Here is a 19,382-nt window from a genome sequence, read left to right as displayed (position 1 = left end):
TTGTTCCGCAATAAGATTTAATATGAGTGAGCCAATAGGAGGCGCAGATGCGTGTCGTGATCGTCGAGGACAACCGCACCAATCTAGAGGTGCTCACCCAACTGGTTCGTCGGATGCCGTCAATCGCCGTGGAAGGTTTTACGGAGGGCGCCTCTGCGCTTGCCGATGCCCAATGTCATGCGTGCGATCTCATGATCATCGACAATGTCATGCCAGGAATGTCCGGCCTGGAACTCGTTGAGGCGGTTCGCTCACTCCCCAGTCACCGTCATGTGCCCATAGTCATGATTACCGCTGACGCTGACAGACTGACACGGCTCGCTGCCATCAACGCAGGGGCCACCGACTTTCTTGCAAAGCCGGTAGACCCGATCGAATTGCGGTCTCGGCTCACCAATCTTCTCGCGCTGCGCAGTGCTCAGAACCAGCTTGAAGATCGGGCCGTTCACCTTGAGGCCGAGGTCAACCGGGCGACAGCTCATCTTCAGCAACGGGAAGAGGACATGATCTATCGCCTTGCCCGTGCGATCGAAGTTCGTGATCACGAGACCGGGGACCATGTCGAACGGGTCGCTCGTGTGGCAGGGATATTGGCCACTGCGATGGGCTTTGATGCGGATTTCGTTCGCACACTATGGCTGGCTGCTCCACTGCATGATGTCGGCAAAATCGGCGTATCTGATGCAATCCTCAACAAGCCGGGCCGGTTAGAGGGGCCCGAACTGGAGCGCATGAGAATGCACCCCATCATCGGCGCGGAAATTCTCGCCGATGGCGACTCCGACATGCTCAGAATGGCCGAGCAGATCGCTCGCTGCCACCACGAGAAATGGGATGGCAGTGGCTATCCCCATGGGCTTGCTGGTGAGCAGATCCCAATCGCGGCCCGCATTACCTCAGTCGCCGACGTCCTCGACGCTCTTTGCAGCCCGCGCAGCTACAAGCCCGCCTGGTCGGCATCAGAGGCTTTCGAGGAGATCCTCCGCAGCTCCGGAACGCATTTCGACCCCGAATGTGTCTCTGCCCTCGAACATGCCTGGGCACAAATTGTACCCATTTACACCCCGCGTTTCGACGCCGTCGACGCTGCCTGAAAGGCCCCTAAAAATGAACCCAATGTTGTCGGCTACCGCACTTCTCCTGATGACCTTGATGCCCGCCGCCGCGGTCGAGATGGCATTGCCCACGGGGGCCGAGATCCTCGAAGTGAACGGCTCCATCACCAACTCGAACGCTGATGGAAAGGCCATCTTCGATCTCAACATGCTTGACGCCCTTCCTCAGCGGGTCACCAAGGCGACGACACCTTGGTACACCGGAGAGCACGAATTTAGCGGTGTCATCATCAGCGATCTTCTCGATTACCTTGGCGCCAGCGGCGAGAACGTGACCTTCACCGCTCTCAACGACTACGCCTCGGAAATCCCCATGGCAGAGTTGGAAGACATGCCGGTCATTCTGGCAACGCGTGTTGACGGCGAGGAGCTCTCGGTACGCGACAAGGGGCCGCTCTTCGTGATCTACCCATTCGACCTAGATTCAACCCTCTATAACGAGGTCATCTTCGGTCGATCCGTTTGGCAAGTTGCCTCGGTGACGGTCCACTGAAATGCCTCAGGCTATCATCAGGGCAAGGCGAGCCGTGTCGCGGCGGATTGGGTTGGGGATCGTACTCCTCACCATTCTCAGCGTAGCCCTGCTGACCGCCGTTATTTGGCTGTTTGTTGGCCTCAATGAACGACAGAGCGCTGTCCGGGCCAGTGTCAGGGAGGATATGGTCTGGGCAGCGTATCAGGCAGACCGCGAGGCTGCCCGTCTTATCGACGCGACGCATAATGCGATCGCGAGCGGCGACATCGCTCAGGTCAGCCAACGGTTTGACCTCCTGTTCAGCCGCACACAGCTTCTCGGTCAGGGATCCTACGCCGACATGTTCGGCGCATCATCAACTGTTCAAAGGCTTGCAGCAGCGGCGAGCGATCGCATCCGAGACCTCATTCCCATAATGGATGTCCTGGTCGTAGACCCGTCGGTCTTCATTGCTCGGCATGGTGAAATCCTCCAGCGGGCAGAAGACGCCAGAAAGGCCACGGGCGAACTTTTGGTCGCCACGAATGCTGCCATAAACCTGCTGCGCCTCAACGAACGCCAAGAGCAATTAGCAACGTATTGGCGCATCGGCGCGAGCGTGGCGGCTCTGACGTTTGCTCTGGTTTTGATCGTCACTCTACTCGGGGTTCAGCTATTCCATATCTCACGAAGCGGGAGGGAGGTGGAGCTCCTGAGCAAACGTAACGCCCGCGTGGCCAAGCAGGCCAAGAGCGCCAGTGCTGCGAAATCGGCATTCCTTGCGACCATGAGCCATGAAATTCGCACGCCTCTCAATGGCATTATCGGAATGACGGAGCTATTGCGAACGTCGCGGCTCGACTCCGACCAGATCCATCAGGTTGAGACCATTCGTCACTCAGGCGACATGCTGCTCGATGTCATAAACGACATCCTGGACTACTCGAAGTTGGAGGCTGGCGCCGTTCGTTTTGAACCCAAGCCAGTTGACTTGCGCGAGGTTTTCGAGCCCATCGAGCATATGATGTTGCCCCGGGCTGAGAGCGCAGGGCTCAAGCTTACCTTTCAGTATCCCGGTGTCAGTTTATTCGCAGACGCCAACCGCCTACGCCAGGTGCTCGTCAATCTGATCGGCAACGCAATAAAATTCACTCCTGCCGGCACGGTTGAAGTTCAGGCCAGTGTGATCGGCGAGCGGCTCAGGCTGGAGGTCAGAGACACCGGGCCAGGCATCTCTGGTGAAGACAGCCGCCGCCTGTTCCGTGAGTTCAGTCAGATCGACAGTTCCAGTACCCGGTCCTTTGGTGGCACTGGGCTTGGACTGGCGATCTGCCGCCGTTTGGTCGAGGTGATGGCGGGCGACATCGGCGTCGAGAGCGTGGTGGGGAAAGGGAGCACCTTTTGGCTCGAGATTCCGGCCGGCCCTATCGCGGACGTCGCTATTGCCACCCCGCATGATCAGGTCGCACTTCCGAATGGCTTTCGGGCGCGCGTTCTCGTCGTCGATGACAACGCGATAAATCGTGATGTCGCCTTGGGCCTACTGCGAAAGTTGGGGGTTGCAGCGGAGGGAGCAGCCAATGGGCGCGAGGCAATCGCTTCGACCGAGGTTTCCAACTTCGATCTTATCCTGATGGATATGCAAATGCCCCAGATGGATGGGCTCGAAGCGACGCGGATACTGCGAGCGTCCGGCTTACTAATCCCGATTGTGGGGCTAACGGCGAACGCGTTTGAGTCAGACCGGGTGGCCTGCGTCGAGGCGGGGATGAATGACCATGTCGCCAAGCCGGTGACCAAAGACAAACTCGTTTCACAACTGTTGAAGCATGTTTCTACACCGGACGGTGCCTCCACTTCTGAGACACCATTGTTTCAAGTAGACGAGGACTATCAGCAAGGGCTGAAAGAGGCCTTGGGCGAGGACGAATTCAGGCGGCTGGTCAAGGAATTCGTTTCTTCCTCCGAGTCTATGCTGTTACAGGCCGAAATGGCAATTTCCGAAGGACTTGCAGATGAGCTCGATCGTACTCTGCACACGCTAAAGGGTGCCGCTCTGACGCTGGGCTTTCGCTCCATCGCTGATGCGGCACAGGCCGAACGCTCCAAGGAACTTGGGCTCGTAGCGGTTTCGAATATTCGGGCGTTCTGTGTGCCGGCCTCAACACTGCCGACACCCAAAGCGCCGGTCGCAGGCGCGCCGGCGTATTGATTGCCCGCGACAGTCCGAGGTCGGAAAATTCTCTACATCGCGCGGTATCTGGCGGTGTCGCCATGTCCAGCATAATGATCGGTGTCGTCTAGCGCGTGAGCTCTAATATGCCCGACCTTGTTGGCTTTGCCCTTGCCTCGTTGCTCATCGAGCTGACGCCGGGGCCTAACATGACCTACCTGGCCGTTCTATCGGCTCGGCAGGGGCGGGCGTCGGGGTATGTTGCCGTTCTTGGTGTGGCGCTGGGGCTTGCCACCATGGGCGCGGCGGCCGCCCTGGGCCTTGCTACCATTATCGGGGCCTCACCGGCACTGTTTGCAATCCTTCGTTGGGGCGGGGTGGCGTATATCCTCTATCTCGCCTGGGAGGCCTGGCGCGAGGCGGACGAGCCGCCCGAGCCGTTCCCCCAAAGCCGTTATTTCGTCCAGGGTCTCGTGACCAATCTGCTTAATCCCAAGGCGGCTCTGTTCTATGTGACTGTCATGCCCAACTTTCTGGCCGCGGGCGAAGAGAACTCGGGCTCTTGGGGGCTGCTGGCGGGTGTTTACGTGGGTATTGCCACCCTTGTCCACCTAGCGATTGTCACGGCATCAGGAATGCTTGAACCTGTGCTAACCAAAGGCGTCGGCAGGGTTGTGTTGTCGCGCACCTTTGCGCTCATTCTGATCGGTGTCGCTGCGTGGATGTTGTGGGCCACGCGGATTACCCCAACCTAAAGTCTCTAAAATAGTAACGACGCCTTGGTCGATCGGGATTTGGATGTTCAGCATAAGGGGGAGAAGCTTGGCGGGTATTAATCGGTGGTCCACCCGGTTTTTAGACAACTGTCTGCATTTGCCTTCCGACAATGAAAAGCGGACTGTCCGTAACCCTGAAGAGTTTCGGCTGCCGATAGGCGCCCGAAAGTCCGGGAAGACCGAACCCGCGAGCCAGGGTCTGGTCACTATGGGTTTTTCTGGATTTGGCCGGTTGATGGACGAGGGTGAACCTGCGGTGACGAGGCCAGGTCTGACGCGTGTGGTGCGATAAAGAGACCTTTGGAGCTGCACTTTCCGTGGCAGATGTGGCCGAGCGAGTGGGTAATGCTGATCCCAGCATCGACCAGCGCGAGATTATCTGCGGGCCGAGATGAAGGTGGCTCGGTCTGGTATGGTATCAGCTCATGCCGGGTCATGAACGGTCTCCCGGGTTGATGGTCGCGCGGTCGGCGGGGCTCGAGGTTGGTGCCATGGCGCGAAGGTGTCGATGATCACCATAGCGCCGCCGCAGCAGGGGCAAGGCTGGCGCTGGTCAGAGGCCTTTTCGACCAACGGTTCTTCCGGTGCCGGTGCCGCCCCCAGCATATCGCGGACATGGGCGAGGCAATTCTTGCGAGCGGAGCTGGCGAGCAGCCCATAGTGCCGGATACGGTGAAAGCCGCGTGGCAGAACGTGGATCAGGAATCGACGAATGAAGTCGTCGGCGGTCAGCGTCATGATCTGCTGGCGGTCAGCGCCGGCGCGACGGTAATCCTTGTAGCGGAACGTGATCTCATTGCCGTCGAACCGGATGAGGCGGCTGTTGGAGATGGCAACCCGGTGGGTGTAGCGCGAGAGATAGGCCAGCACGGCTTCAGGCCCGGCAAATGGCGCCTTGGCATAGACCACCCAGCGCTTTCTACGAGCCGGCGCAAGGTAATGGACGAAGGCACGCCGGTCTCTGAGCCCTGCCATCTTGCCGAAGAAGGCAAGCTTTCCGGCGGAGTGCAGTTCGATCAGGCGGGTCATAAACAACCGGCGGAACAGCGCGCCCAGAACCCTGACCGGCAGCAGGAAGGCCGGGCGCGACGAGATCCACCGGCCATCCGGAGAGATGCCGCCGCCGGGCACAATCATGTGGATGTGGGGATGGTGGGTCATGGCCGAACCCCAGGTGTGGAGCACGGCGGTGATGCCGATGCGGGCGCCCAGGTGTTTTGGGTCGGCCGCAATCGTCAGCATGGTCTCGGACGCTGCCTTGAACAGCAGATTGTAGACAACGGCCTTGTTGTGGAGGGCGATGTCGGCGATCTCTGCGGGCAGGGTGAAGACGACGTGGAAGTAGCCGACCGGCAGGAGGTTGGCCTCTTGTGCTTCGAGCCAGGCGCGTGCAGCGGCGCCCTGGCACCGCGGACAGTGCCGGTTGCGACAGGAGTTATAGGCGATCCGCTGATGCCCGCAGTCGGAACAGGCTTCGAGGTGACCGCCGAGAGCCGCGGTACGACAACTTTCGATCGCCGACATGACCTTGAGTTGGGCAAGGCTTAGATGCCCGGCATGGGCGGTGCGATAGGCAGGACCGGCAGCCCGGAAGATATCGGCAACCTCGATGGCGGCGCGCACCGCTCAGGGGTCGGGTGGCGCCTCCGTCGGAACGAAGATGCCGAGCTTGTCGAGCGGACTGACGACGGCGCGCACCGTGCGCGTTGCCACCTTGGTATAGAGTGCCGTCGTCTCGAGCTTGGCGTGGCCGAGCAGTACCTGGATGATGCGGACATCGACGCCGTCTTCCAGCAGATGGGTGGCGAAGCTGTGCCGCAATGTGTGTGGACCGACGCGTCGGGCAATCTCGGCTGTGTGGGCAGCCTCGACCACGACGCGATAGAGCTGCCTGGTACTGATCGGCTTGAGGGCGTACTGGCCCGGAAACAGCCAGCCATCACGATGCAATATCCCTTGGCGATGCCCGTGCTGCCACCACTGGCGCAACAGGGTGAGCAGGTCGGGTGAAAGCATGGCATTGCGGTACCGGCCTCCCTTGCCGCGCTCGACCCGGATCAGCATGCGTTCGCTGTCGATATCACGCACCTTGAGCATGGCGACTTCGCCGACGCGCAGTCCTGCACCATAGGCTACCGACAACGCGGCCTGATGCTTGAGACTGGTCGTGGCGTTGAGCAGGCGCGCCACCTCGTCGCGGCTCAACACCACCGGCAGGTTGCGTGGATGGCTCACCCGCACCAGCTTGCGGGCCAAGTCAGGCCGATCGAGCGTATTGGCGAAGAAGAACCGCAACGCCGAGACCACGGTGTTCATGGTGGGCACTGGAACGCCGGCCTCGCTCTGGGCCAGCTGGAACTGGCGCACATCCTCGGTGGTCGCGGTATCCGGCGATCGCCGGAGGAACGATGCGAAGCGCCCGACATCGCGGATGTAATTGCGCTGGGTGGCCGCCGAGAAGTGGCGCATGGTCATGTCGTCTATCAACTTCTGGCGCAGCGGGCTGACAGGGACGTTAGGAAGGATTGTGGTCATCGTCTGGCTCCTGGGTTGAAGGAGCCGAATGGAACGCCCGAACCACGCGATCCTCAATCAGGCGATGACTTCAGGGCAGGGCCGCCATCTCACCACGCTCACCCTCCCGCGACAGCGGGTTCGTTCATCCACCCCTTCGGCGCCGTTAGTGGCTGGGGTACAGATCGACACGCGCATGTTTTAGGCCGCAACGCCTCGCAAAAATCTGTAGCGACAGAATGATCTGACGGGATCATTGCTCGGAATATCTAAAGGTTGGATAATCTGAACTTCGGATTAGGCGGTAGTTGTCCGCAACAGCTTCTGGCGTCGCATGCCATCGACAATCCGCAGCCCGAGACAGCTCCTGCTGGTCCAACGGATCATCGAGGCGCGCAAGGCAGCCGGGATGACGCAAGCCGAGCTTGCTGGCCGACTGGGGCGACACCAACCGTTCATCGCCAACATCGAATCCGGTCAACGTCGTGTGGACTTGGTCGAACTGATTGAGCTGGCGGGGCTAGTCGGCCTGGACCTTCACCATGTCATTGATAAGTTGGAAAGCCTGCCGATTGGGACGCCCGCGACAGACGCTTCGCCCGATAATTAGGGCGAGTTGTTGGCGGAGCAATCTAGTGGTGTTGTGGGTTTGGCGGTCCATCCGGCGTTAATACTGGATTCGTCCGGTGTTAACCATGCGATCGAGGCAAGGCTTGTAACCTGGACCAGGATGCTCATCTTGCACATGTCGGCGCCAAACGGTCCGATATGGTCTGAAACGCTCTGTGCTAGGAGCGGCCGACAGGGGTGTGCAAACCACCTGCCGACCTGACCATCCAACCCCTGCTACAACAGGTGTCACATGGCTAAAGCCTTTTCTACCGGCGCAATCGCGTCGGGCAAGTCCTATTCCTCTTTCATGAACTATTCCCCGCCGGTTCTGTCCGCCGGACTGGTTCAGCACGCACTGCTGTCCGGGTCGACGCAGCTGACCATCCTGCGCATTGTCGACGAGACCGGCAGCGCCAGTCTCGGCGATATCGCGGACGGCTTAGGCGATCACCCCGATGCCGCCGGTGCTGTGCTGGTCATGGTGGATCTGGGCATTCTGGTCATCGACTATGTCGGCGTGATTGACGAGCACGCTCTGGTGCGTCGCGCGCCTTCGGATTTTGATCCGACGTCGTCGGTCAGCGAGCTTGGTGCTCGCTGCAGCGGCAGCGGTGTTGGCCAAAGCGTCCAGAGCGTGCAGGCCTCTCCGGACGAATTGCCCCTGCCTTCGGGTATCGACCGAATGGTGACGTCGCCCTTTGCTCCAGCCGTGTATGTGGCCACACCTGAGGCGCGCCGGAGCCTTGGCAAGATTGGCGCTCTCGCGCGTCCGGGTATTTACGCGCTGATCGGCGAACGCCAGGTCTACATCGGCGCAAGCTCTTCGGTCGGCGCCCGTGTCGCCGGCGGTCAGCAGCCGATCGCCGATATCAAGACCATTGTCGTTATCACTGACGCAAACAACAGTCTGTCTGACGCGGATGTCCTTGCGGCAGAACGGATGTTCTTCTCGCGCGTCCAGGCCACTCGTGCCTTCTCGGTGATGAACGAGTTGCCTATGGGCGCTGCTGTCGACGCGCAGCGCTATAGCGAAATCGATGCCTTCCTCGCTCAAGCGTGCCTGACGCTGCGCCACAATGGCCTCCTGTTCGCCGGGGGCACGGCACGGGCCGTTCTTGCAGGTCCCCGCAATGAAGCTGGGCGCGTGGGACCGCTGCGCCTGTTCAATGAGCTTCCGAATGGTGATCGTCTCGAACTTTGCTTTGACGATGGTCTTGTTGCTCTGGCGGCCCGCCAGCATGACAATCGCTGGGTCTTGCTCCAAGGCTCCGATGTGCGCATCGAGACCGCCGCGAGCGCCAACAGCAGTACTCGCTTCCAGCGTTCCGCGTGGCTGCATGCCGGCTTGCTGGAACTTGCTGCCGATGGCAGCAGCTTTGTGACTACGCGCGATCTGATTTTTCGGAGTGGCAGCGGTGTTGCTCAGTTCTGCGTCGGCTCCAAGGGGCGCACGCGCGACAGTTGGCAGCCCATTGATCCTGATGGCGGCCTCGATCCGAACACGGCAGCACTGATCGCCGCCTAAGGCCTCAAGCCCACGACACCCCATTCCTATTGATCCGACGGAGTGCGCGCACCGGCGCGTTCTCTGGCGCATGGAGTCTGCCTGTTATGGCTGAACACGATATCGACGACGACGACTTTAACCCTGGGGGACTCGATGCTTTGACCAAAATATCGCCCAGCTCTGCCGACTGCCTGATTGAGATGGCCTTGGACAAGGCGCTCACGGCAAAAGCGCGCAAGCTGATGTCGCGCGGATCGAGCGCCATCATCATCTCTGTGCCCAGCCTCGAATGGTCTCAACTGGTGGCTCGGCGTGTCGCCAAGCTTTCCGACAAAATCTCGGTCAGCGCAGTTCTTGAACGGAGCGGCCGCAAAAAAGAGCAAGAGTTGGTCGGGGCTGATGCCTTGCCTATGCTTCAGCGTGGCCGGTGCATCGTTTTTGTCTCGCATGATCCCGTCGGCACCTTCGACCCTGCAGTGCTGGCCGCGGCGGATATGACCATCTCGATCGGAGCGATCACTGTGCCTGCGCTCCGCAAGGTCATCCGCCAGGTGACTGGTGGTATAGCCCGCGGCATCGCGCCCGAGATGGCCGCATTGCCTTTGACCTCGATCGTCAGCGCCATCCGCCCGGGCATTTCGGCCCGGGAATGCGTTGCCAACCTTGGCCGCGCCATTGTCCCGCCGACCCAAGTCGCTGAACCCGACGTGCCGCTCCTTTCTCAGCTGCCCCTTTTGAGTGACTTGCGTCATTGGGCAGACAGGACCCTAGATGACTTGGCTGCTGTCGCGGACGGAAGACTGCCTGCCGGCGCTTTGACCTATGGTGTGCTGGAAGGCGAGCCAGGAACCGGCAAGACGCTTCTGGCGCGCAGCCTTGCGCGCACGGCGGGTTGGAGTTTCGTCGATAGTTCGGTCGGTTCCTGGTTCACGACTGGGGATGGTGCGCTTGGTGGTGTCGCCCGTAACCTCAAGAGTTTCATCGATGCGGCGATTACCGCCCAGCCTGCGATTGCCTTTCTGGATGAACTCGACGCACTGCCGGATCGCGCCAACATGGATGCTCGAGGACTTGACTGGTGGACACCTGTCGTGACGCTGATGCTGACCGAAATTGATCGCCTTCGCGTGTCCGGGGCGCGCGTGCTGCTCCTTGGGGCCACGAACTACTACCACCGTTTGGATGCCGCGCTGGTTCGCCGCCTCCAACAGAAGATCACGGTTCGTGCACCGCAAAGCCGCGAAGAGATCTTCGATCTCCTCAAGTTTTACCTCAAAGAGGATCTGGCGGATGCCGACCTGATGGTCTTGGCGCACCTGAGCATTGGTGCAACACCGGCGCGCGTCGAGGGCTGGGTTCGCGAGGCGCGCGCCTTGGCACGCGGCGCAGAACGCGCGCTCACGCTCGAAGACGTTGTTGCTCAGGTTGCGCCTGAGGACAGCCGCCGGCCTGCCGATATCCGCGCAATTGCAATCCATGAAGTGGGACACGCTCTGGTCGCCCATAGGCTCGGCCACACGGTCGAAATGGTCTCAATTGTCCCCCACGCTTCAGTCGGTGGTCAGGTCAGCAGCGCGCTGCCGACGATCGTGCCGAATTTGAGCGACATACACGACATGGCCACGGTGATGCTGGCCGGTCGTGCGGCTGACCTTACCCTTGGAGGCGGCGCCAATAGCGGGTCCGAAAGCGACCTCGAGAACGCGACGCGATTGCTGATCGATGCATACGAGCGCCAGGGATTGGGGCAGGGGCTCCTCTATGGTCCTGCCGTGTCTAAAATGCCCTCCACCGTTACCATCAAGGCAGTGGCGTCGGACTTAACGGCCTTGCTCGATCGCGCCGTGGCAATGCTGCAGGCGGAGCGCGATCTTGCGATCAAGCTCGCAGGGCACCTCATAACGGCGAAGATTCTGTCGGGCGATCAGGTGGGAGCGTTTCTTGATGCCGGCTTGTCGGGTGGCAAGCAGCGAGCGCCCATACAAGAAGCCCGTGACGTGACCCGCGTTTCCCCTTCGATCTGAAGAAACACTATGGTGCATCTATCGCGTGAGACCGTACGCGAGGGCCTGCAAGCCGCCCTCGCCATTCGCACAGGCAAACTACCGACACAAGCCGAGCTCGAAGCTGCCCCGCAGATATCTCAATGGGCCTGGACCGACGCTGAAGCCGGGGTCCCACGCCTGTTCGGGTGGGTCGAGGGTCATCCTGAGCTTGGTACCGGTTGGTGCACGACCAGCGTGGTTCTGGCCATGGACATGGAGCGCCGCTGGGCCCGGACGGTGAGTAGGCTCTACCGTCTGGCTGAGCCGCTATCGCCGGGGAAGTGACGATCCGACCAGAGGCGAAGCTATCAAGCTATCAAGCTATAAAGCGGGCATGCTTGCTTGATAGCAAGACAGCCTGTCGCACCGCGGATGTTTTGTTCCTTGCCAGACCTTCTCCGACACTGTCGAAGAAAGGAAAACATATGACCAAACTTACAAACTCAATCTCACTTTCGCTGTGGGGGAAGGGTGGCTCTGGGAAGAGCACAACCGCTCTTGCACTCGCCAGCCTGGCGGCCGCCGAGGGGCGCCGCACTGTCGTCCTTGATGCGGATCCGCAGCGCTCCGCGAGCGCTTGGTATCATTCGAGCAAAACGCCGTCATTCGCAGTTCATAGTACGGAGGTGGCCGCCGTGCCGGGCCTGCTTGGGCGCGCGAAGGCGCGTTACGACCTGGTCATCATCGATCATCCTCCTGCGCGCTATAGCGGTTCATCCCAGATTGCGCAGAGCACCGATCTTTCGTTGATCGTCGCACGCCCATACGCCTTCGACCTCACCCTGGCTCTTGAATGGGTGGGCATTGTACAGCGCGCTGGGGCCGAACCGCTCGTCGCGCTCACTGCTGCTCCACCCTTGCGGCTAGGCGCAATGGCGCCCGCCGTTGGCGGTGCCAGAGCGCGTTTGCGACAGGCACATGCGACTACGTGGGCGCACCAGATAACCAATCGCCTTATCTACCCAGATCTGATTGGTCGCGGCATGACGATCGCGGATTTGCCTGAGACGACTGCTGCGCGTGCCGACTATGCGCGGTTGTTGACGGCCCTTTGTGACAAGGGCGCGAGCAATGGCTGATCCAGACAGCGTCGACTTTCGCGCCACTGCAGTCGCGGCAGACTTGGCGGAGCCACACGAAGGTAGAGCACAGATTTGTTATCGGCTCTCTCGCGAACGCCGTGATTTTTTGCATCGTGTGGCGCTGGATCGTCGCACAAACCTTCAAGGGCTTCTCGACGAGGCGGTCGGAGATCTGCTGGCTAAACTTCAGGCGGACATTTAGTCCAGCCAGACCGCATGCTGTCTTGCTATCAAGACAGCATGCAATAGAATCGAAGGAAAATTTGACCGGAACCGCCCCACTCCGGCAGTTCAGAACCCTTCCGCGCGTTCCGGAAACTACCATCCCTCAAAGGCGCGCGACACGGCTGAAAAGGGGTGGTAAGCGGACTGGCAGGTTTCGGGTAGCTGCCAGCCATTAGCAGCCTTTTGAGTGTGGCGAATAAGCAGGTTGGCGCGGTGCGCGATCATCAAAAGGGCCAGCCTGATCAAGGCTGGCCCAAATGCTTAAAGCGCTAGGACTGGTGGCTCGAGACCAGTAAGTCTCTCGAAATCCTGAGACGCTGGTCCACCTGCGCCTCTCGCTATACCGTCGTCTATCCAAGCGAGCATTGCGGCACTCTCTGGCGGGACCAATGCCGCTACCATGCGCTCCACAAGTGCCTCTTTCGTGACGTCGACGGGGGAGTATGAGCGGCCCCGACTAGTGCGGGCCAATTCCGCCAACTCCGGCATCGTAATGGCTTTGGGTCCAGTGATGTCCAGAGTACGCCGACCCGAAAATCCATCGGAAACGGCGAATGCTGCTGCGTCTGCACATTGTTGACGCGTCACATAGGCTACACCGCCTGCGCCCGCCGCATGGGCGAAGCGACCATCATCGTCAGCACGTTCAATAAACTGCCGTGCCAGATCGTCATAAAAGGCATTCCGCAATATCGAGTAGCCGATGCTGCTCTCTTTGATAATTGCCTCGGTCATTGCGTGATCAGCAGTCATTAGCGAAAGCGGGCTGCTATCTGCCTTCAAAAACGACGTATAGACGATGTGACTGACCCCTGCGCCAATTGCTGCATCTATTGCAGCGCGATGTTGACGGATACGTGTGCCATCGGGACTTAAAGCATTGGTGCTGATGAGGATAAGCCGATCCACCCCAGCCATGGCTTGTTGAAGGCTCTCGGCTTGGTCGAAATCTGCGAACCGTGGCTCCAGGCTGCTGGAAATTCCTGCAAGTGCGTTGGGCGTCCGACTAAGCAAGACGAGCGGCTGCTTGGTGATTAAGCGCAGTGACTGGAGCACCATGCGGCCCAGCTTTCCGCTAGCGCCGGAAATAGCAATTGATGTCATTTGAAAACTCTTCTGACGATATGGATACGACAGTGCATACCCCGCAACGCGGTGGCCTCACTGTCAGCGATCAGTCAGAAGAAAACTCTTGTCACAGTGGTCTTATCGAACAGCCTTCGCCGCAGGTCAAGATCACCTGACCAGTTGACCGGGTTGCGCCTCCTCGTGTCTGCTGTTGGGACTATCGATCTCCACCGGCCATGTCCGAAATGGGGTCGGGTGCTGACTGTCCGGTGCAGTACCCTACCCTGCCCTTCGGCTTTGGGATGGTTAGCGGACTGACTGCTATTGGCCACGAGGTGGCAAAAACTGTCGCTTCGTCGCATCGAAGATTGGCACCACCTCTTAGCAGCTTGGGATTGGGTGTTCCGACCAAGACGCAGCCAGCTGAGCGACATTCGCCATGTAGGAGCGTCCGTTCGGGTCGACCATCCCGTGGTCAAGGCCAGAAAACTCCAGGTATGTAAGATTGCAGCGTCCTTGCTCCGCAAACCGATCTATCAAGGTTCGAACCGGCTGACCCGCCGCCGTGTCGCGGCCACCATAAATCAAAAGGAAAGGCGTATCGGTCGCGCTAAGATAGTCGGAGGAGCGATGGTCGAGAATATCAGCCCAGAAATGGTGAGTATGACCCGACAACATGGTGTTGTCAGGATTGGCTCGGGCTGCCTCGAAGCCTGCACGCACGCTGGCCTGCCCCTCTCGCGGGACGGATGAAAGAACCATTTCACCGAACGTGCCACCGACCGACCCCGAAAGCAGGATGGCAGCGGCAGGATGGATACGCGCAGCGAGCGCCTCCATGGCAAGCCCGCCTTCGGAGCCACCGAAAAGAATAACCTCGTGCTGAGGCGTCGTGAGGTGAATATGAGTCAGGACAATCTCATAGTCCTCGACGCGCTGGGACAGCGTGTAGCTGCTCAGAAATTCCTGCGGGCAATCCGAGTACCCTTCGTCGATGGCACCGCCTGACGAGACACCAATCTTTTCCACGATGAGCGCAGTATGGTTGGGAAAGGCGGCGCGGACGGTGGCGAGGTTACCGCTCTTCGCCCCTGGTTCACAGCCCGACCCTTGCGCGAGAACCAGCAAGCCAGCACTTTCACCCGCTGGTGCATCCAGCGTGTAGTGGATGAGAGTGCCGTCAGGACGAGGCAATTGGTGTACAATCTGGGCAGCAGAGGCCGCACCCGCTGACAATGCCAGCAGGAACAGAGAAAGCAGCGGTTTCATGGCGGTCATTCCGGGCGAGGTTGCAGGGAAATTGGCAGGATAGAAAGCAGTAGCAAGAAAATAAGAAGGATCAGGGGTGGTGTCCCGAGCGTGAGGCCGATCTGTCCCGCAGTGTCGGGGCCGGGTGGCGTGACCCCGATTCGGAGTGCTGCGCTCACCAAGGCTCCGGCAAGGACTCCCAACATTGGCCAGCGGAGTGATGCTCGCCGGCGCTGGGCCGCCAGGAGTGTCAACCAAGCGATGACGATGGGTGAGACGAGCAGGAGTAAGGCCAAGCCTGTGCCGAGATCGACAATGGCAGGCCGTAGACCCGTACCAGCGGCAAAAAGGAGCGCGAGAACGCCGCCGACTATGAGCGCAAACTGCGCAAGCAGCGGCAGGGCCAGGTAGAAAAGGGCTGGCCAACGGGCGGCGCGGCTGCGAAAGCGTCTATCGGCCAGCATGGGGAGAAGGAGGACGTCGCTGTCGCCGAGGCGATGATTGGCACGCGAGTAAGCCTCGGTGGACGAGAGGCCGCTTTCACGCAGATGCTCGGCAATGTCGTCGCGGTGCTCAGAGAGCTCACGAATATAGCGGTCGACATGCCGGGGCGAAATGCCACCAACGAGAAGCTGTTCCCGAAGACTCAGCAAGCAGTCACGCATGACGCGGCTCAGCCAGTATGTCGGAAATGGTGTGGTGGAGGCTATGCCATTGGGCAGCCAGCGCGGCAAGGCGGTCAGCGCCCCTAGAAGTGACACTGTAGTAGACTCGACTACGCCCATTCACAGTCTGGCGACGGGTGATCAGCGCTCCATCTCGTTCGAGGCCATGAAGCAGAGGGTAAATGACGCCTTCAGCAAAACCGATGACGTCGCCACTCGCGTCACGGATAGCCTGAACAATCTCGTAGCCATACATGTCGCGGTCACGCAGCAGTCGCAGCACCAGCAGTTCTGGCACACCGTTCAGGAAGGGTGATTGAGCAATCGCCATTGATAGATACCTATGCTGTCTAGGTATGATGCCTAGACAGCATAGGTATGTCAACTATTGCGGGTGTCCAGAATAAGGATCTGCGCCACGGCAGCTTTTGGTGATCACCTGTCTAGCGTGAAATGGCTGAAACGGGGTCGATGTCTGTCCGGCCTTTGCGGGGTGGTTTCCTGCCCGACCGCTTCCGGCCCGCGCAAATGAAAAGCGGTCATTCAGCCGACCGCCAGACTTTGATCCCCCATTTCAGCCGCTCAGGTCAAGCCCAACCCATTCAAAGTCCAGGAGCGGACACCCTTAGGCGGCTACGCGGAAGATGCGGTGGTTATTCTCCAGACTGCAGCTCATCTAGGCCGCCTGCCAACTTGGAAAGGGGTCAGGCAGGCGCGTCCAGGCGTCTGGGGTGAACTGGCGAGCTGGCACGAGGCAGGCGTCGAGTTCGCGCCTGATAGCATTCTCGTCCATTGGGTCCATGCCGATAAAGACCAATTCCTGGCGGCGGTCACCCCAGACCGGATCGATATAGGGCGCCATGGCGGTCCGCCAGCCGTCATTGTCAGGCCAGTGTTGCTTTGGAACCGATGCCCACCAGCGTCCCTGGCGCATGGTGCGCACCAAGGCGCCGGCCTGGCTGAGTTCGCCCACCTGGTCGGGTCGCGTCGCGAGCCAGAAAAAGCCCTTTGAGCGGACCACGCCCGGCCAGGGCTTGTTAATGAACTGAGACAGCAGCAAGGGGTTGAACGGCCGTTTGGCGCGATAAACGAAGGAGCGGATGCCATATTCCTCGGTTTCAGGGATATGGTCCTTGAAACCGTTGAGCTCCTTGAACCAAAGCGGGTTCTCCTGCGCCCGGTCGAGATCGAAGAGACCGGTGTCGAGCACTTCGTCGAGCGGCACATTGCTCCAGTCGGTTTCGATGATCTTGGCGACCGGGTTGAGTGCCTTGATGACCTTGCGTGCTGCCTCACTTTCCCAGTCCTGCGCCATCGAAATCTTGTTGAGGACGATCACGTCGGCAAACTCGATCTGTTCGACCAGAAGGTCCACGAGTGAGCGCTCATCCTCGGGGCCGAGCGTCTCGCCGCGGTCGCGCAGGAAATCGTGCGAGGCATAATCCTTGAGCAGGTTCGCGCAGTCGACAACGGTCACCATCGTGTCGAGCCGAGTGATGTCGGAGAGCGAGACACCGTTTTCGTCGCGGAATTCGAACGTGGTAGCGACCGGCAGCGGCTCGGCAATACCGGTACCCTCGATCAGCAGGTAATCATAGCGGCCGCTCTCGGCCAGCGCGCGGACTTCGCTCAAGAGGTCGTCACGCAGCGTGCAGCAGATGCAGCCATTGGAAAGCTCGACCAGTTTCTCGTCGGTGCGGCTGAGATTGGCGCCGCCATCGCGCACGAGTTCGGCGTCGATATTGACTTCGCTCATGTCGTTGACGATCACCGCGACGCGGCGTCCATCACGATTGTTAAGAATGTGGTTGAGCAGGGTCGTCTTTCCGGCGCCGAGAAAGCCGGACAGGACGGTGACGGGAAGACGCTGGGCCATGGAATTCTCACGGGATCGAGTTCGGATTGGGCCGCCCGGCCTCACCTGGCCGGGCGGTATGGGGAGTGGGAACGCGCTCTAGTGGGCGAGCATTTCCTCAACCACTTCGGCGGCACTCAGCTCGGACGGATAATAGGTCGGCCAGTTGGTCAGCTCTTCGAGCAGGGCTGCACGGTCATCACCCCAGTAGAGGTGGAAGTGGTGCGCATCCTGGGGCGCGATGGCGTGATCGCTGAACTGCACGAACTGTGGTGCAGCCTCGTCGCCTTCGACTTTTTCGAAAATAAAGCGCACACCGCGATTGCCCTTCTCGTAGGTCAGGACTTCGTAGCCGTCCGCTTCATAGCGGGCTTCCATCGGCTCACCACTGGCGTAGAAGATGAATGTATCGCCCGCGATGGTGATGCGATCGACGTCTGTCCTGTAACCGACATCGTAATACGCCCGATATTCATCGGCAGTCATCGTGCCGGCTTCAGCCTTATGCTCCATTACCGGGTCAAGCGTTCCGTCCTGCAGCAGCGGATAGACCGACTGCCAATCCCCTTCCCAGTCGGCCAGGGTGCGGTCCGCAATCTGGCTGTCCTCGAAATAGCCCTGATAGACCTGGTCATTGTGATCATGCCCGTGGGCGTGATCATGACCATGATCGTGGGCTTCATCGCCATGGGCATGGGCATGGTCGTGGTCGTGTGCTTCATCACCATGGTCATGACCGTGGTCATGGCTATGGCCATCGTGGTCATGGTCTCCGCCTTCAGCGCCATGGTCGACGCCGCTGCCACCAGCAACCGCAATGTTGTAGGGCTGTCCGTCGACGTCGATGGTTCCGACTTCTTCAAGAGTTTCCGTGGAAATACGACGCACGAGCCCAGCATTGGGATCGCTCATGACCAGTTCGTCACCAGCCATGGCAATGCGCGGACGCGCGTCATTCCAGTGACCGTCCATGGAATAAGGTTCGGTGACCCTGACGCTTTGGGTAATCTGGGCCTGAAGCATGTCGAGCTGGTGCAGCGAGCCATCTTCGGTCAAGACATAGCCATAGCGGGCATTGGCTGGATCGAGGGCGAAGTCCACGCGGCGGAAGGGCAATTCGATATAGCGGAAGTGTGGCTCGTCGACCGGATCGACAACGACCAGCCCATTGGCGCCATAATTGCCCAGAAACACCTGCATGGCTTTGGAGCCGAGCAGAGTTCCCGTGCTTTGGCCGGCCGGCAGGTCGGATGGATATTCCAGCATTTCCATGACCGGGCCATCGGCGCCATCCGTGACGGTCAGAACGCCCTCGGCGCAGCCTGTGGCAAGGTAGGCGCCGGAAAAGGCTTCGCCATGGATTGCCGTGCAGGTGGCAACATCACCAGCCGGGGTTCCGTCGGCATTGACGGCCTGTAGCCCGATGCGGGATGGAGCGGCGTCGCCTTCTACCGGTGCGTCGGAGGCAACGCTGGTCACCCATAGGTCACCGATCGGAGCGGCATAGCCATGGTGGGCGCGTGCCTGCTGAAGCTGGGTGGACTCCAGCTCACCGTGCGAAAGCTCATGGGCATCGATGATCGCAGCATAGCCACCGCGATCGAAATTGATGACAACTTTGCCGGCGTGGTCAATCAGGTGGAACGGCCGCGGACCGGTCAGCGTATCTTCGATTGCCGCCGGATCGCTGACCGAGATGTCGGAGTGATCGCCGTGGGCGTGAAGCGAGATGCCGCTCTGGAAGAAGGTTACCGCATCATCATCGGACTGAACGGCAACGACAGCGCCACCATTGTCTACCGTATAGAGCTTGCTCTGCCCGGTCGTGTCAAAGGTCCAGCGGTTGGCGGGCTGGTCGAGGTCAAAGGCCGTAACCTTGGCATCGGCATGATCGCCGACGAAAACGCGATACAGGGTGACGTCGGTGGCGTCGTGATGGTGATCGTGCTCCTGCGCCAGGGCACCGCCTGACAAGACGAGCCCGAGGGCGGTTGAGTATGCGAGATAACGTAGCAATGGTTTCTCCAGGGATTGCAGGTGCGC

At 60.0% G+C, this 19,382-nt stretch carries 17 protein-coding genes; 9 read left to right on the top strand and 8 right to left on the bottom strand.

Translation table 11 applies throughout. From position 1 onward, the window contains the following. The first annotated feature begins 47 nt into the window (after positions 1-47). The 4 genes from BM364_RS17365 to BM364_RS17350 all read left to right on the top strand — a co-directional run bounded on the left by BM364_RS17365 (position 48) and on the right by BM364_RS17350 (position 4,497). Positions 48-1,094, top strand: a complete 1,047-nt coding sequence (locus BM364_RS17365; RefSeq protein WP_092426842.1) for an HD domain-containing phosphohydrolase — start codon at positions 48-50, stop codon at positions 1,092-1,094. Positions 1,095-1,107: 13 nt separating this feature from the next. After that, complete coding sequence (locus BM364_RS17360; RefSeq protein WP_092426840.1) at positions 1,108-1,608, top strand: putative pterin-binding protein; 501 nt, start codon at positions 1,108-1,110, stop codon at positions 1,606-1,608. A gap of 34 nt (positions 1,609-1,642) precedes the next feature. Continuing rightward, complete coding sequence (locus tag BM364_RS17355; protein ID WP_175528652.1) at positions 1,643-3,781, top strand: hybrid sensor histidine kinase/response regulator; 2,139 nt, start codon at positions 1,643-1,645, stop codon at positions 3,779-3,781. Positions 3,782-3,888: 107 nt separating this feature from the next. Continuing rightward, positions 3,889-4,497 carry a LysE family translocator gene (locus BM364_RS17350; protein WP_092426836.1) on the top strand — a complete coding sequence of 203 codons (609 nt, stop codon included), beginning with the start codon at positions 3,889-3,891 and terminating at the stop codon, positions 4,495-4,497. Positions 4,498-4,941: 444 nt separating this feature from the next. On the opposite strand, the gene BM364_RS17345 is transcribed toward BM364_RS17350, so the two are convergent. Both BM364_RS17345 and BM364_RS17340 read right to left on the bottom strand, forming a co-directional pair. After that, positions 4,942-6,141, bottom strand: coding sequence for an IS91 family transposase (locus BM364_RS17345; protein WP_092426834.1), 1,200 nt, complete (start codon positions 6,139-6,141; stop codon positions 4,942-4,944). A gap of 3 nt (positions 6,142-6,144) precedes the next feature. Next, on the bottom strand, positions 6,145-7,053 hold the full coding sequence (locus tag BM364_RS17340; RefSeq protein WP_092426832.1) for a tyrosine-type recombinase/integrase: 909 nt from the start codon (positions 7,051-7,053) through the stop codon (positions 6,145-6,147). A 313-nt stretch (positions 7,054-7,366) separates the two neighbouring features. Between BM364_RS17340 and BM364_RS17335 the strand changes: the two genes are divergently transcribed. The 5 genes from BM364_RS17335 to BM364_RS17315 all read left to right on the top strand — a co-directional run bounded on the left by BM364_RS17335 (position 7,367) and on the right by BM364_RS17315 (position 12,275). Beyond that, entirely contained in the window at positions 7,367-7,642 is a 276-nt protein-coding gene (locus tag BM364_RS17335) for a helix-turn-helix domain-containing protein (protein ID WP_092426830.1), read from the top strand. Between the two features lie 252 nt (positions 7,643-7,894). Then, on the top strand, positions 7,895-9,169 hold the full coding sequence (locus BM364_RS17330; RefSeq protein ID WP_139232625.1) for a hypothetical protein: 1,275 nt from the start codon (positions 7,895-7,897) through the stop codon (positions 9,167-9,169). A gap of 86 nt (positions 9,170-9,255) precedes the next feature. Continuing rightward, a complete protein-coding gene (locus tag BM364_RS17325; protein WP_092426825.1) occupies positions 9,256-11,175 on the top strand; it encodes an AAA family ATPase in 1,920 nt (639 codons plus the stop codon). A 9-nt stretch (positions 11,176-11,184) separates the two neighbouring features. Continuing rightward, the gene (locus BM364_RS17320) at positions 11,185-11,481 is read left to right on the top strand and encodes a DUF6634 family protein (protein WP_092426823.1); all 297 of its coding nucleotides are present in this window, start codon (positions 11,185-11,187) and stop codon (positions 11,479-11,481) included. Positions 11,482-11,621: 140 nt separating this feature from the next. Continuing rightward, positions 11,622-12,275, top strand: a complete 654-nt coding sequence (locus BM364_RS17315) for an AAA family ATPase (protein ID WP_092426821.1) — start codon at positions 11,622-11,624, stop codon at positions 12,273-12,275. 489 nt (positions 12,276-12,764) lie between these two features. Here BM364_RS17315 and BM364_RS17305 read toward each other — a convergent pair whose 3' ends face one another. From BM364_RS17305 to BM364_RS18900, 6 genes are all read right to left on the bottom strand, one after another. Beyond that, entirely contained in the window at positions 12,765-13,607 is an 843-nt protein-coding gene (locus BM364_RS17305; RefSeq protein WP_092426816.1) for an NAD(P)H-binding protein, read from the bottom strand. 345 nt (positions 13,608-13,952) lie between these two features. Continuing rightward, positions 13,953-14,840: an alpha/beta hydrolase gene (locus BM364_RS17300; protein ID WP_139232624.1), complete on the bottom strand. Its 888-nt coding sequence runs from the start codon at positions 14,838-14,840 to the stop codon at positions 13,953-13,955. Positions 14,841-14,845: 5 nt separating this feature from the next. Then, on the bottom strand, positions 14,846-15,484 hold the full coding sequence (locus BM364_RS17295; protein ID WP_092426811.1) for a hypothetical protein: 639 nt from the start codon (positions 15,482-15,484) through the stop codon (positions 14,846-14,848). Further along, positions 15,477-15,767, bottom strand: coding sequence for a PadR family transcriptional regulator (locus BM364_RS17290; protein ID WP_244542936.1), 291 nt, complete (start codon positions 15,765-15,767; stop codon positions 15,477-15,479). Before BM364_RS17290 ends, BM364_RS17295 begins: the two co-directional genes overlap by 8 nt. A 393-nt stretch (positions 15,768-16,160) precedes the next feature. After that, the gene (gene zigA / locus BM364_RS17285) at positions 16,161-17,360 is read right to left on the bottom strand and encodes a zinc metallochaperone GTPase ZigA (protein ID WP_092426806.1); all 1,200 of its coding nucleotides are present in this window, start codon (positions 17,358-17,360) and stop codon (positions 16,161-16,163) included. 78 nt (positions 17,361-17,438) lie between these two features. Next, positions 17,439-19,355 (bottom strand): metal-binding protein ZinT, encoded by a 1,917-nt coding sequence (locus BM364_RS18900; protein WP_139232623.1) that lies wholly within the window; start codon positions 19,353-19,355, stop codon positions 17,439-17,441. Positions 19,356-19,382: the final 27 nt, after the last annotated feature.

Origin of the sequence: Devosia crocina (assembly GCF_900116545.1) — a bacterium.
Lineage (GTDB): Bacteria > Pseudomonadota > Alphaproteobacteria > Rhizobiales > Devosiaceae > Devosia > Devosia crocina.
The sequence above is the reverse complement of the archived record's forward strand: the minus strand, read 5'-3'. Positions and strand labels throughout refer to the sequence as shown.